The 12592-nt window shown below is 61.2% G+C and carries 15 protein-coding genes; 1 reads left to right on the top strand and 14 read right to left on the bottom strand.

What is annotated here, in order from left to right; all coding sequences use genetic code 11:
* The first annotated feature begins 59 nt into the window (after nucleotides 1–59).
* A complete protein-coding gene (gene azoR / locus K7H21_RS13225; protein WP_223035845.1) occupies nucleotides 60–665 on the top strand; it encodes an FMN-dependent NADH-azoreductase in 606 nt (201 codons plus the stop codon).
* Between the two features lie 35 nt (nucleotides 666–700).
* Here the strand turns inward: azoR and K7H21_RS13220 are convergent, their stop codons facing one another.
* The 14 genes from K7H21_RS13220 to paaA all read right to left on the bottom strand — a co-directional run bounded on the left by K7H21_RS13220 (nucleotide 701) and on the right by paaA (nucleotide 12395).
* Entirely contained in the window at nucleotides 701–1111 is a 411-nt protein-coding gene (locus tag K7H21_RS13220; protein ID WP_029669679.1) for a GFA family protein, read from the bottom strand.
* Nucleotides 1112–1119: 8 nt separating this feature from the next.
* Nucleotides 1120–1716 (bottom strand): phenylacetic acid degradation protein PaaY, encoded by a 597-nt coding sequence (gene paaY, locus K7H21_RS13215; RefSeq protein ID WP_004120943.1) that lies wholly within the window; start codon nucleotides 1714–1716, stop codon nucleotides 1120–1122.
* A gap of 9 nt (nucleotides 1717–1725) precedes the next feature.
* Complete coding sequence (gene paaX, locus K7H21_RS13210) at nucleotides 1726–2652, bottom strand: phenylacetic acid degradation operon negative regulatory protein PaaX (RefSeq protein WP_162626003.1); 927 nt, start codon at nucleotides 2650–2652, stop codon at nucleotides 1726–1728.
* A gap of 221 nt (nucleotides 2653–2873) precedes the next feature.
* Nucleotides 2874–4190 (bottom strand): phenylacetate--CoA ligase PaaK, encoded by a 1317-nt coding sequence (paaK, locus tag K7H21_RS13205; protein ID WP_004120947.1) that lies wholly within the window; start codon nucleotides 4188–4190, stop codon nucleotides 2874–2876.
* A gap of 28 nt (nucleotides 4191–4218) precedes the next feature.
* Nucleotides 4219–5424, bottom strand: a complete 1206-nt coding sequence (gene pcaF, locus K7H21_RS13200; RefSeq protein ID WP_112165183.1) for a 3-oxoadipyl-CoA thiolase — start codon at nucleotides 5422–5424, stop codon at nucleotides 4219–4221.
* Nucleotides 5424–5846 carry a hydroxyphenylacetyl-CoA thioesterase PaaI gene (gene paaI / locus K7H21_RS13195; RefSeq protein ID WP_223035844.1) on the bottom strand — a complete coding sequence of 141 codons (423 nt, stop codon included), beginning with the start codon at nucleotides 5844–5846 and terminating at the stop codon, nucleotides 5424–5426. The genes pcaF and paaI overlap by 1 nt, the downstream gene beginning before the upstream one ends.
* A complete protein-coding gene (locus K7H21_RS13190; protein WP_223035843.1) occupies nucleotides 5836–7257 on the bottom strand; it encodes a 3-hydroxyacyl-CoA dehydrogenase in 1422 nt (473 codons plus the stop codon). The genes paaI and K7H21_RS13190 overlap by 11 nt, the downstream gene beginning before the upstream one ends.
* A gap of 3 nt (nucleotides 7258–7260) precedes the next feature.
* Nucleotides 7261–8049 (bottom strand): 2-(1,2-epoxy-1,2-dihydrophenyl)acetyl-CoA isomerase PaaG, encoded by a 789-nt coding sequence (paaG, locus tag K7H21_RS13185; protein WP_004120958.1) that lies wholly within the window; start codon nucleotides 8047–8049, stop codon nucleotides 7261–7263.
* Nucleotides 8050–8051: 2 nt separating this feature from the next.
* Nucleotides 8052–8819, bottom strand: a complete 768-nt coding sequence (gene paaF / locus K7H21_RS13180; RefSeq protein ID WP_142982935.1) for a 2,3-dehydroadipyl-CoA hydratase PaaF — start codon at nucleotides 8817–8819, stop codon at nucleotides 8052–8054.
* The gene (gene paaE, locus K7H21_RS13175) at nucleotides 8816–9886 is read right to left on the bottom strand and encodes a 1,2-phenylacetyl-CoA epoxidase subunit PaaE (protein ID WP_004120966.1); all 1071 of its coding nucleotides are present in this window, start codon (nucleotides 9884–9886) and stop codon (nucleotides 8816–8818) included. The genes paaF and paaE overlap by 4 nt, the downstream gene beginning before the upstream one ends.
* A gap of 7 nt (nucleotides 9887–9893) precedes the next feature.
* Nucleotides 9894–10391 (bottom strand): 1,2-phenylacetyl-CoA epoxidase subunit PaaD, encoded by a 498-nt coding sequence (paaD, locus tag K7H21_RS13170; protein ID WP_004120970.1) that lies wholly within the window; start codon nucleotides 10389–10391, stop codon nucleotides 9894–9896.
* Between the two features lie 12 nt (nucleotides 10392–10403).
* Nucleotides 10404–11159 (bottom strand): 1,2-phenylacetyl-CoA epoxidase subunit PaaC, encoded by a 756-nt coding sequence (paaC, locus tag K7H21_RS13165; RefSeq protein ID WP_004120973.1) that lies wholly within the window; start codon nucleotides 11157–11159, stop codon nucleotides 10404–10406.
* A 7-nt stretch (nucleotides 11160–11166) separates the two neighbouring features.
* A complete protein-coding gene (gene paaB / locus K7H21_RS13160) occupies nucleotides 11167–11454 on the bottom strand; it encodes a 1,2-phenylacetyl-CoA epoxidase subunit PaaB (protein ID WP_004120976.1) in 288 nt (95 codons plus the stop codon).
* Between the two features lie 11 nt (nucleotides 11455–11465).
* The gene (gene paaA, locus K7H21_RS13155) at nucleotides 11466–12395 is read right to left on the bottom strand and encodes a 1,2-phenylacetyl-CoA epoxidase subunit PaaA (RefSeq protein ID WP_049115385.1); all 930 of its coding nucleotides are present in this window, start codon (nucleotides 12393–12395) and stop codon (nucleotides 11466–11468) included.
* Nucleotides 12396–12592: the final 197 nt, after the last annotated feature.

Genomic DNA, 12592 nt, shown 5'->3' with positions numbered 1-12592 from the left:
AGAGTGTCAACAAGCACCAGGGCAACGGCCCGTCAATCACATTAAAAAAGGAAACACCCATGAGCAAAGTATTAGTTCTGAAATCCAGTATTCTGGCAGGGTACTCGCAATCTGGTCAGCTGTCCGACTATTTTGTTGAACAATGGCGTGAAAAGCACGCGCAAGACGTTATCACCGTGCGCGACCTGGCTGCAAACCCCATTCCGGTTCTGGACGGCGAACTGGTTGGCGCTCTGCGTCCGAGCGATGCGCCGCTGACGCCGCGTCAGCAGGAAGCGCTGGCGCTTTCCGACGAACTGATCGCTGAACTGCAGGCGAATGATGTGATTGTTATCGCGGCGCCGATGTACAACTTCAACATCCCTACCCAGCTGAAAAACTACTTCGACCTGGTAGCGCGCGCTGGCGTGACCTTCCGCTACACCGAGAAAGGGCCGGAAGGTCTGGTGAAAGGTAAACGCGCTGTCGTCGTCACCAGCCGCGGCGGTATCCATAAAGATACCCCGACGGACCTGGTAACGCCGTACCTGTCTACCTTCCTTGGCTTTATCGGCATCACCGACGTGAACTTCGTGTTCGCTGAAGGCATCGCCTACGGCCCGGAAGTTGCAGCGAGAGCGCAGACCGATGCGAAAGCCGCTATCGACAGCGTTGTTGCCGCATAAGAGTTGACTCCTCCCGCCCCGGCGGGAGGAGAGTTTCACTTTTTCTCGTAGCGCAAATACCCCACCACGCCACCGCCGCCATCTTTTGGATGATTCACGCCGTCGTTGACCTCCACGCAGGGAAAATCAAAAGGCGACACACCGTCTATGCAGGCCACATTCACGCCATATTGCTGCGGGTTTGAACGCCGTTGATGAAAAGTGTAGATCCCACACACGGAGCAGAAAAAGTGCACGGCTTGACCGGTATTAAAACGATACTCCGTGAGCTTATCCCGTCCGCGTATAACATCTATTCCTGAAAGCGGCGCGGAGACCGCGACCGCCCCACGCATCCGGCAATATGAACAGTTACAGCGGCGAACGGTGTTGAAGCCATCGCTAAGCTCAACGGTAAAGGCCACCGCGCCGCAGTGGCACTGAGCGGATAATTTCTCTGCCATGATTTACCCCCTCAGGATGATGATTTCGGCCGCAAATTCTCATCAAACGCCAGCCGCTTTCTGTCCGGCTCTGCTTCTTTGAGCGGTTCCACCTGATGCAGCGTCTGTTTGCAGCGCTCCACCAGCATCTGATACTCCCGCGTCCCCTGCTTCTTCCAGGCCAGCTCCCGTTCGCTTAATGTACGAATGGCTTTTGCCGGACTGCCGACAATCAGATGGTTAGCGGGCATTTCGGCGTTGGCTTTCACAAAGGCCGAAGCGCCGACAATGCTGTTTTCCCCAATGCTGGCCCCATCAATAATCACCGCGCTCATGCCCACCAGCGCGTTGCGCCCGATGGTGCAGCCGTGCAGAATCGCGCCGTGGCCGATATGCCCCTCTTCTTCCACGACCGTATCCTGGCCGGGAAAGCCGTGCATCACGCAGTTATCCTGAATGTTGGCGCCATCTTTCACCACGATACGGCCAAAATCGCCGCGCAGGCTGGCGTTAGGCCCGACGTAGACCCCTTTACCGAGGATCACGTCGCCAATTAGCACCGCGGTGGGATGAACGTAGCTCTCGTCCGGTACCACCGGCGTCATACCGTCAATTTGATAAATGGGCATAGCCTCTCCTTATACGCCTGCGAGTCCGCCAAAGCGCTGGAAATAGAGCGGTCCCGGCGCGGGAAGATCCCCCACCGAGCTTTCGCCCTTCTCGCTGACAAACGCCAGCGCGCCGGGCGCAACGCGTTGATAAATATTGATGCACAGCTGGCGCGCGGTTTGTCCGGCCCAGTGCGCGGGGAGCAGCTCTTCAGGCAGCAGCGGATCTTTCAGCACCACCCGGCGATAGAAGTGAATCAGCAGCAGCTGAATCTGGAAACTGCGTTCGGGCGTCAGCTCCGCGGGCTCGCAGTCGCGAAGCAGCGGCAGCAGCGGTCGAAACAGGGCGATAAACGTTTCATACATCGCGTTCTGGTCGGTAAGATGCCAGCACTCTTCAACGCGAGCGCGCAGCGCCGCCCGAGAGAGCGCCAGCGGGGAATGCGCTTCGAAACAGATAACGTTTTCCGCCACGCCCGCTTCATGCAGCAGAGACTGTACGTCCGCCAGCTTTTGTGATGGCGAAGCCAGCAGGCTCGGCGCAAGCGCGCCAAATCCCTGCCATAGCAGCTGTTTTTTGACTTCCGCCAGGGTGCTTTTTTCCAACCCTTCCGACAGCAGCAGCAGCCAGGTCCCATCCCACTCCGGCGCGCTGGCGCGATAGATTTTATGCTCCGCCCGGCGGGTCAAACGCAGGCCTTTGTCGCTGAGGCGGTAGAAGCTGCGGCGGCCAATGCGCACCACATCGAGCCACTCTTCTTTATTCAGGCGGAACAGCGCGGTACGCACGAATCGTTCGCCGAATCCAAGCCCTTCCAGCAGCGCCGCCACGCTGCCGAGCCAGACCTCTCCGCCGCGCTGGAGCAAGGCGTCGCCATATAAAGAAGCAATAAGCGAGGTCCCGCTGATGGGCATCGCGGCGACGGCCTGCTGAATAAAGGTGTCGAGTTTACTCATCTGATTCATTCTGTTGTGATTTTTGTCCTTTTTGAATCATAGCACAGGAAATTGCGAGGCGGTGCTGCGCACCTGGCCGGGCTACCGGCCCGCAGACGACCATGGATACATCAACCCCGGCACACTCCCCGGGTCGCGGCGTAAACGCCATACCCGGGCTACGGGAGTTGTGTCGTCGGGTAGCCCGGACAGGCGCAATGCGCCGCCTCCGGGAGAAGGTGTTATCCGTTAGCGGCCGCCTTGCGCAGATCGAACACGCGGCAGGCCTTGCCCTCAGAGCGCGGGATGCTGCCGCAGTTAACAATGCTGATATCGGTCGAAATCCCCACCATCGACTTGATCCGGTGGCGCAGCTGATGACAAATCTGACAACGTTGTTCGTGGTTCAGCGCCAGACCGCTCTCTTTTAACTCCACGCGCACCGAAAGTGAATCAAGATGGCCCCGGCGGTTAACCTCCAGCTGATAGTGCGGCGCCAGATGTTCGAACTTGAGGATCTCCTCCTCCAGCTGCGACGGGAAGACGTTCACGCCGCGGATAATCAGCATATCGTCACTGCGCCCGCTGATGCGATCCATCCGGCGCATAGTGCGGGCAGTCCCTGGCAGCAGACGGGTCAGGTCGCGGGTACGGTAGCGGATCACCGGCAGCGCTTCTTTGGTCAGGGTGGTGAACAGCAGCTCGCCATGTTCGCCGTCCGCCAGCGGCGTGCCGTTGTCCGGATTCACCACTTCAGGGTAGAAGTGATCTTCCCAGATCGTCGGACCGTCGGCGGTTTCCAGGCACTCCATCGCTACCCCGGGCCCCATCACCTCCGACAGGCCGTAAATATCCAGCGCCGAAATCCCCAGACGACGCTCGATTTCCGTACGCATCGCGCGGGTCCACGGCTCCGCGCCGAACACTCCCACCCGCAGTGAGCAGCCGCTGGCGTCGCCGCCCATCTGACGCTCCAGCTCTTCAATCAGATTCAGGCAGTAGGACGGCGTCACCATAATCATATCCGGCTTAAAATCGCGGATTAGCTGGGCCTGCTTTTCGGTCTGCCCGCCGGACATCGGTATCACCGTCGCGCCTAAACGCTCCGCGCCGTAGTGGGCGCCTAGCCCGCCGGTAAACAGACCATAGCCGTAGGCGACATGAATTTTGTCTTTTGCCGTCCCGCCCGCCGCGCGCAGGGAGCGGGCGACAATATTGGCCCAGTTATCAATATCGTTTTGCGTATAACCCACCACCGTCGGCTTGCCGGTGGTGCCCGAAGACGCGTGGATGCGCACCACCTGCTCCATCGGCACCGCAAAGGTATCAAACGGATAGTTGTCGCGCAGATCCTGCTTGGTGGTGCAGGGAAACTTGCTCAGATCGCTCAACTCATGAAAATCGTCCGGATGAACGCCCGCCGCGTCGAATTTGCGGCGATACATCGGCACATTGTCATAGGCGTGCTTCAGGGTCCACTTCAGACGCTGGGTTTGCAGGGCCTGCAGCTCGTCGCGCGATGCGCTTTCAATCGGGTCTAATTGCGTTATCGTTGTCATTTTGTAGGGTACTCGCAGGTAGATTCGCTCACACTCGCTCAAGGATCATGGCAATGCCCTGACCCACGCCAATACACATCGTACACAGCGCATAGCGCCCATTGCGGCGCTGTAGCTCCAGGCTGGCGCTCAATGCCAGCCGGGCTCCGCTCATCCCCAACGGGTGGCCTAAGGCGATGGCGCCGCCGTTGGGGTTAACATGCGGGGCGTCATCCGCCAGCCCCAGCTGTCTGAGCACGCCCAGCGCCTGGGCGGCGAAGGCCTCATTCAGCTCAATCAGATCCATATCGTTTATGTTCAGCCCGGCGCGCTCCAGCACTTTACGTACCGCCGGTACCGGTCCGAGCCCCATCAACTTCGGCTCGACGCCCGCCGTCGCCATCGCCACAATTCGTGCCCGCGGCGTCAGCCCCTGGGCGGTGGCCTGCCGCGAGCTGGCGATAATCAGCGCCGCGGCGCCGTCGTTGACGCCAGAGGCGTTTCCCGCGGTCACTACGCCGCCCTGGCGGAACGGCGTTTTTAGCCGCGAAAGCTGTTCAAGGGTGGTGTCCGCCCGCGGATGCTCGTCGTCACGCACGACGTTTACCGCCCCTTTCCGGTCGATAATCGGTACCGGCACGATCTCCTGCGCCAGAATGCCGTCGCGCTGGGCCTGGGCCGTACGCTGCTGGCTGCGGTACGCAAAAGCGTCCTGATCGGCGCGGCTGATATTTAACAATTCAGCTACATTCTCCGCCGTTTCCGGCATGCTGTCAGTGCCAAATCGCTGCTGCATGAGCGGGTTCACAAAACGCCAGCCGATAGTGGTATCAAACAGCTCGGCCTGGCGCTGATACGGGGCGCTGGCTTTGCCCATCACAAACGGCGCGCGCGACATCGACTCGACGCCGCCGGCGATCATCAGATCCGCCTCTCCGGCTTTGATCGCTCGGGCGGCGAAGCCGATAGCGTCGAGACCGGAGCCGCACAGGCGGTTAATAGTCGTGCCGGGTACGGTGTGCGGATAGCCCGCCAGCAGCGTCGCCATATGAGCCACATTGCGGTTATCTTCGCCGGCCTGGTTGGCGCAGCCGAGAATCACATCGTCAATCGATGCCGGGTCAAATTTCGGGTTACGGTTCAGCAGCTCGCGCAACGGGATAGCGGCCAGGTCGTCAGCGCGCACGCTGGCCAGCGCCCCGCCGTAGCGGCCAATCGGCGTGCGGATCCCGTCACAAATAAAGGCGTCGCGCATCAGACTTCTCCTGTGATTGTGCCGCCGATGCGGTGCGATTTACCGCGAAACAGGGCGACCACTTTTTGCTGTTGGTTAACGATTTCAATGTCATAGACCCCGGTCAGTTTGCCCTGATGCTTAACTCTCGCCGTCGCGGTCAGCAGCTCGCCGACAAAGGCTGGTCGAAGAAAATCGATGCTCGCCGCTGAGGCGACCGCCGCCAGCTCCTGACTGTTGCAGGCGTAAGCAAAAGCGGTATCGGCGAGCGAAAACAGCTGTCCGCCGTGGCAGGAGTGGTGGCCGTTGAGCATGTTCGGGGTGACCGCCATGGTCATCTGCGCGTAGCCCTGGTCCATCTCGATAATTTCAATTCCCAGCGCTTTCGCACAGTTATCGTTCTCATACATCGCCCGGGCGTTGCGCCAGGCTTCATTGCTCATGATGTCTCTCCATCAGCGCCTTCTGACGCAGCAAGGAACAGGGGCGATAGCGCTCTTCGCCGTAATGCCGCTGCAGGTTTTCCAGCAGCCGCAGTACCCGGCCCCAGCCAAGTGATTCTCCCCACGCCAGAGGGCCGCGCGGGTAGTTGACGCCCAGACGCATGGCGGTATCGATATCCTCCGCGCCGGCGACGCCCTTCTGCAACGCGTCCAGCGCTTCGTTAACCAGCATCGCCACCGTCCGCCATACCAGCAGGCCGGGATAGTCGGCGATCCGCAGCACCTTTTTGCCCTGCTGCTGAAAATAGAAAGTTGCTTTATCGATCGCCGCCTGAGAGGTGGTTTCCGCGCTGGCCAGCACCACCGTATCGCCTGCGCTATGGTCGTAGACCACCACCGGACGGCCGTGCTTAAGGCTTAACGCCAGGGCGGTTTCACCGGTTGTTTCCAGCAGCAGCACCTCATCCAGCTCGGTGACAACGTCACGTTTTATGTGCTTTGCTGCGCGTTCTGCTGATACGGCGGCCAGCGCCAGGTCAGGCAGTGCGTCAGCAGGCCAGCAGTAGACCCCCTGCCCGCTTTTTTTGCCCAGCCGTCCGGCCAGCGCCAGCTCCTGCTGCAGCAGCGACGGCAGATAGCGACGGTCCTGCCAGAAGGCGTTAAATACCGAACAGGTCACCGCAAAGTTGACGTCCTGGCCAATCAGGTCGGTCAGCGCCAGCGGCCCCATGGGGAAACCACCGCCGTCGCGCAGGGCGGAGTCAATCACCTCCGGCGCGGCGACCTGCTCCTCCAGCGCCCGCCACGCTTCGGCATAAAACGGCCGCGCTACGCGGTTGACGATAAAACCGGGCGTTGAGCGGCAGCGAACCGGCTGTTTTCCCCAGTGGCTGACCCGCTGGCAGAGCTGTTCGACGACTTCCGCCGAGGTAGCCAGACCGCTGACCACTTCCACCAGCTTCATTACCGGGGCCGGGTTAAAGAAGTGCAGCCCGGCGACTCGCTCCGGGTGTTGTATCCCCGCGGCGATGGCGGTGATCGAAATCGATGACGTGTTGCTGACCAGCAGCGTCGACGGGGAGCAGATCGCCGCCAGTTGTTCGAACAATGCCTTTTTGACCTCCAGACGCTCGGAGGCCGCTTCGATAACCAGTTGCGCGCAGGCCAGAGCGCTCAGCGTCTCCGCCGGGGCCAGACGCGACAGCAGCACCCCGGCCTGTTCCGCGGCCAGCTTGCCGCGGCTGACGCGGGAGGCCAGCCGCTGGCGAATCCCGTCGATGGCGCGAACCACCGCCCCAGGAGCGATGTCGTAAATCAGTACCGGATGCCCTGCGGCGGCGGCCACTTCGGCAATGCCGGCGCCCATGGTGCCGCTGCCTATCACCGCGACGGTAGGTAACGTTGTGCTCATCGGCTATTTCCCGCTGAATTGAGGTGGACGCTTGGCCAGAAAAGCGCTGACGCCTTCGCGATAGTCTGCGCTGCGCCCGGCCAGACGCTGATAGTCGCGCTCAAGCTCAAGCTGCTGGTCCAGGGTCTGCGTTTCCGCCAGCCGCAGGGCTTTCTTAATCAGCCCGAGGCCATAGGTCGGCTGGGCGGCCAGATGACGCGCCAGCGCCAGGCCGGTGTCTTTCAGATCGGCGTCGTCCACCACCTGCCAGATCATCCCCCACTGCGCCGCCTGCTCTGCGCTCAGGCTATCGCCCAGCAGCGCTAACCCCATCGCGCGCGCGCGTCCCGCCACCCTCGGCAGAAACCAGCTGCCGCCGCAGTCAGGTACCAGGCCGAGTTTGCTGAAGGCCATGACGAACTTCGCCGAACGCGCCGCCAGAACGATATCGCAGCCCAGCGCCAGTGTGGCTCCCGCGCCCGCCGCGACGCCGTTTACCGCGCAAATGACCGGTTTCGGCAGGGCCGCCAGACGGCGTACCAGCGGGTTATAGAAACGCTCGACCGATAGGCCGAGATCCGGTGCAGGACCGCTGGGGTCAACGTTGCGGTCATTTAAATCCTGTCCGGCGCAAAAGCCGCGCCCGGCGCCGGTCAGCAGTAAACTGCGCACGCTGTCGTCACGCTCGGCCTGTTTCAGGCACGCCGCCAGCTGCTGATGCATCAGGTCGTTAAAACTGTTCAGACGGTCCGGGCGATTAAGGGTAATCGTCATCACGCCCTGTTCCACTTCGCTGAGAATGAAAGCTTCCACGATTAGCGTCCTTTAAATTCCGCAGTACGTTTATGTAAAAAGGCGTCGATGCCTTCACGGCGATCTTCGGTCGCGCTCAGCAATGTAAACAGCTGGCGCTCCTGCTGAAGCCCGGCCTGCAGGCTCACCTCCTGCGACAGCCGCAAAGCCTGCTTAGCCGCGCGCAGCGCCAGCGGCGAGTGGCGAGCAACGGTTGCCGCCAGGCCAAGCGCATATTCATCAGTGAGCGCTGGCGGATAAACCTCGCATACCAGCCCCGCCCGTTGCGCCTGATGAGCATCAATGCTTTCGCCACTCAAGACCATCCGGCTGGCCAGCGCCTTACCGACGGTGCGGATCAGACGCTGGGTGCCGCCCGCGCCCGGCATAATGCCGAGGGTGATTTCCGGCAGGCCGAAGCGGGCGTTATCGCCGGCAACAATCAGATCGCCCAGCAGCGCCAGCTCGCATCCGGCGCCGAGGGCATAGCCGTTAACCGAAGCAATCAGCGGTTTGCTGAAGGCGTCGATACGCGCCCACAGCCGCGGGCGAATATCATCGAGCGTGGCGGACAGATCTTTTTCCGCCATTTCGTTCAGGTCAGCGCCTGCGGCGAAAAAATGTGGGTTGCCGCTGATGACGCAGACGCCAACCGTCGGATCCAGCGCCGCCGCGTCGAGCACGTCGGCGATCTGCGTCAGCAGCGCGTTATTCAGCGCGTTGCGCGCCTGCGGACGATTGAGCGTCAGCTGCAGTACGCGCGCGTGGCGAGCAATCAACAGTTCACTCATGCCATCCCCCGCGCGTCGAAGTCGACGATCACGTCGCCGCTGGTGGGAAGCGCCTGGCAGCTCAGCACGTAGCCTGCCGCCACTTCGTCGGCTTCAAGGCTGTAGTTAGCGGCCATCGCCACCTCGCCGCGCAGCACTTTGCATTTACAGGTGGCGCACACGCCGCCCTTACAGGCAAACGGCAGGTCCGCCCCCTGGCGTAGCGCGGCGTCAAGAATGCTGTCGTCCTCAGCGCTCAGGGCAATGATGCGGTCGCGGCCATCCTGACGAATCGTGACCGAGCGGCCCTCCGCCTGTACGCCAGCAGCCCGCCTGGCGCTGCTGCCCGGCGTATTGAAACGTTCCAGATGGATGGCTTTCTCCGGGACGCCCAGCTCGCGCAGGGTCATTTCCGCTTCATCCATCATCGCCGCCGGGCCGCAAATAAAAGCATGGTCAAAGCGGCTGAAGTCCAGCAGATGGTCGGCCAGTTCGCGCAGCTTGTCGCCATTGATGCGCCCCTGCAGCAGATCGCTGTCCATCGACTCCTGGCTGAACAGGTGCACCACCTGCAAACGCTGCGGATAGCGGTCTTTCAGGTCGGCCAGCGCCTGACGGAACATCATGCTGTGGCTGCTGCGGTTACCGTAAATCAGCGTGAAGCGGCTGTCGGTTTCGCTGGCGAGGGTGGCATCGATAATCGCCATCATCGGCGTAATCCCGGAGCCGGCGGCAATCGCCAGGTAGTCGGCCCGACGCCCGGCCTGCGGCTGGTAACCAAAGTGACCCTGCGGCACCATCACCTCCAGCGCCATCCCCGGTTGAATGTCGCTTTGGGCATAGCGCGAGAAGCGCCCGCCGTCGATAGCCTTCACCGCCACGCTGATTTCACCCGGCGCGCGGCTGCGGCAAATGGAGTAGCAGCGCCTAAGCTCTTCGCCGCCGAGGCGGGCTCTCAGCGTCAGATGCTGGCCCGGACGAAAGGCATAGGCGTCGCGCAGCGCGTCGGGTATGGCAAAGGTGATGGTGACCGCGTCGCGGGTTTCCGGTTCCACTTTCGCCACGGTAAGCGAATGAAATGTCGTCATCGCAACCTCAAATACATTTAAAGTAATCAAAGGGTTCCCGGCAGCTGTCGCAGCGATACAGCGCTTTGCAGGCCGTGGAACCGAATTCGCTAATTAGCGAGGTGTGTCGGCTAGCGCAGCGCGGGCAGATCACCTCGTCCGGCATATGGGCATGGCAGGCATGAGCCTGCGGCGGGCTGATGCCGTACTGGCGCAGACGTTCCCGGGCCTCCGGCCCCATCCAGTCGGTAGTCCACGGCGGGTCCAGCTGCAGCACGATATGCACCGGCGCGTAGCCGTTTGCCGTCATCGCCGCGCGGATTTCTCCCAGCAGATGTTCGGTGGCCGGGCAGCCGGAATAGGTTGGCGTGAAGCCAATCACCCAGCCATCGCCTCGGCGTTCCACGCTGCGCACCATACCGAGGTCGGTAATCGTCAGCACCGGAACTTCCGGGTCAGGAATGGCGCTTAATACGTCCCAGACGGCGTGGATCTCCGGGGGAGCGATATCTACCAGACGTTGCATAATCCCCTCCTGCTACCAACGCTGACCGGGATAGGCGCGCTGTAAATACTGCATCTCCGCCAGCAGCGGCCCGAGATGCTCGCTGTGCAGCCCCTGCTTGCCGCCGTGGCGAAACGGCGCTTCCTCGGGGATCGACAAACCGGCATCGCTTAGCGCGGCGCGGACCGTCGCCTGCCATTCAGCCTGTAACTCGCGCGGGTCGACGGCGATGCCCTGCATGCTCAGCTCAATCTCCAGCGCATCGGCCTGGAATAGCTCGCCGGTAAAGCGCCACAGGTTATCGACCGCGTCCTGCGTTCTCTGCGCGGAAAGCGCCGTGCCGTTGCCCAGGCGTTCCAGCCAGCCGCGGCTAAAGCGCTGGTGATAACGCACCTCTTTCAGCGCCTTGGCGGCGATGGCGGCGAGCTGCGTATCGCGACTGCTGACCAGGCGGCCATAGAGCGCCACGTGCCAGACATCGATAAAAAACTGGCGAGCAATGGTGTCGGCAAAGTTGCCGTTTGGCTGCTCCACCAGCAGCAGATTGCAAAACTGGCGTTCGTCGCGGCCAAAGGCCAGAGTGTCTTCATCGCCGCTGCCGGCCAGGTCGGCGGCGTAGCTAAGAAAATTGCGCGCCTGCCCCAGCAGGTCGAGACCGATATTGGCCAACGCCAGATCGATCTCCAGCTCCGGCGCATGGCCGCACCACTCGCCAAGACGCTGAGCCAGCACCAGGCCGGTATCGCCGAGGCGCAGAGCATAAGCGGCAACGGGGTTGTCGTTGTTCATCGCCGCCTCACATATGTTCCATGCCATCGGGCACGGTGTAGAAGGTCGGATGGCGGTAGATTTTGCTCTCCGCCGGATCAAAAAATTCTTCACGCGCTTCGGGCTGCGAGGCGATAATTTCACGGGCCTTCACCACCCAGATTGAGCAGCCTTCGCTGCGGCGGGTGTAGGCATCGCGGGCGTTTTCCAGCGCCATCCGGTCGTCGGCGGCGTGCAGGCTGCCGACGTGGCGGTGCGACAACCCCTGCTTGCTGCGAACGAACACTTCATATAACGGCCAGTCGTTTTTGCTCATCTTCCTTCTCCTTACGCGGCATCGCGGGCCCGTTGTTTTTGCGCGTGCGCCAGCGCGGCTTCCCGCACCCACGCGCCCTCTTCCCATGCCTTGCGTTTAGCGGCCAGGCGTTCGTGGTTGCAGATCCCGCGCCCGGCAATCGTCTCGTTAAATTCCTGCCAGTCGATGGCGCCAAAGCGGTAGTGGCCGGTGAATTCATCCAGCTGCAGATCCGGGTCCGGCACGGTCATGCCGAGGATCTCCACCTGCGGAATGGTGTTATCAACAAAGCGCTGGCGCAGTTCGTCATTCGAGTGGAGCTTGATTTTCCACGCCATACTGCGGGCGCTGTTTGGCGAGTTATCGTCGTTCGGCCCGAACATCATCAGCGCCGGCCACCAGAAACGGTTGATGGCGTCCTGCAGCATCTGCCGCTGCGCGTCGCTGCCCTGCGCCAGCGCCATGCAGGCTTCAAATCCCTGGCGCTGGTGAAAGCTCTCCTCTTTGCAGATCTTGACCATTGCCCGGGCGTAGGGTCCGTAGGAGGTCCGGCACAGCGCCACCTGATTGACGATGGCCGCGCCGTCCACCAGCCAGCCGATCACGCCGATATCCGCCCAGCTCAGGGTCGGGTAGTTGAAAATGGAGGAGTACTTCATCTTGCCGTCGAGCATTTTCTGATACAGGTCTTCGCGGGCGCAGCCGAGGGTTTCCGCCGCGCTGTAGAGGTACAGGCCATGCCCGGCTTCATCCTGCACTTTCGCCAGCAGAATCGCTTTGCGCCTAAGGGTCGGCGCGCGAGCGATCCAGTTGCCTTCCGGCAGCATGCCGACAATTTCCGAGTGCGCGTGCTGGCCTATCTGGCGGATCAGCGTTTTGCGGTAGGCTTCCGGCATCCAGTCCTGCGGTTCAATGGCCGTCTCCTGCGCAATGCGCTGGTCAAAGCGTTGTTCTTCTGTCACGTCATCACCTTTATGATTCCAATAAATTCGATTTAAATTAATTTTCGAATCACTTTGTTTTATAAAAGTTACATTCGGGTTAAATAAAACCACAAATTTTGTTTATGTTTTTTGTGACAGTTACCGCAAAAGCTTTTGTAAAAACCATTATTAACAATTAATTAAGACAATCCCACCGAAAGACGGCGATCGCATTG

The sequence above is a fragment of the Klebsiella sp. CTHL.F3a genome (assembly GCF_019890895.1).
Lineage (GTDB): Bacteria > Pseudomonadota > Gammaproteobacteria > Enterobacterales > Enterobacteriaceae > Klebsiella > Klebsiella grimontii.
This window is presented reverse-complemented; position numbering and strand designations above follow the sequence as displayed.